Consider the following 803-nt stretch of genomic DNA (forward strand, 5'->3'; position numbering starts at 1 on the left):
AGGATCCTATGGTGGTGGAGCTACTGATATTCGCGTTGGGGGAACCGGTCATTTCAACCGAATCTTAGTCGCCGGTGGTGGCGGGTCGAGTGTTCGCAACTATACTGGTGGTTATGCTGGTGGTGTCATTGGTATGGATGGAACTGGATCGTCTGGACAATTAGGTACAGGAGCAAGCCAAAGTGCATCTGGAGGCGGTGGTATATCCGGAAGCTTTGGACCGGGTGCTTCTGGAGGAAGTAGTAGTGGTAGCACTATCGAATATGGAGCCGGATCCGGTGGTGGTGGATGGTATGGTGGCGGGGGTGCTTCCAACTATCGCAACACAACAGGAGCTGGAGGCGGTGGATCAAGCTATGTCCTAACGGGCGATACCATCAAAGATGGCATTAAAATTAACAAGTCCTACCGACCTTCAAACTATGCACCCGATGCGAAGTATGAATTCACTAATACGGAACTGTTATCTGGAAATGTCAGCTTCTTTGGTCCGGATGGTGTTCGTGAAATTGGACATTCAAATTCAGGGTATGCCCGAATTACTTATTTTGGCGAAAATACGCAATCATCCGCAAATCTTGAAGGGATACGGATCAATGGAAAAGTCATTGATGGCTTTGATCCAGAGGTAACGGAGTATACCATTCCGATAGCCAGTGAATACATGGCTAAAGACGAAATTACCGTTGATAAACAGCATCTCAGTCAGATTGTGGTGGGTACAGGATACCTCGAATTCAAACGGGGAAATCAAAGTCAAACAGTGACGGTTTTCTCGGCCGATGGAAAAACAAGCAAAGTGT

General features: G+C 47.6%; 1 protein-coding gene. It reads left to right on the forward strand.

Features of this window, described 5'->3' with window-relative positions; genetic code table 11:
* Nucleotides 1-803: glycine rich domain-containing protein (locus GVV20_RS10605; protein ID WP_236261806.1), on the forward strand; the 803-nt coding region annotated here is incomplete at both ends.

The sequence above is a fragment of the Erysipelothrix aquatica genome (assembly GCF_009828775.2).
Lineage (GTDB): Bacteria > Bacillota_I > Bacilli_A > Erysipelotrichales > Erysipelotrichaceae > Erysipelothrix > Erysipelothrix aquatica.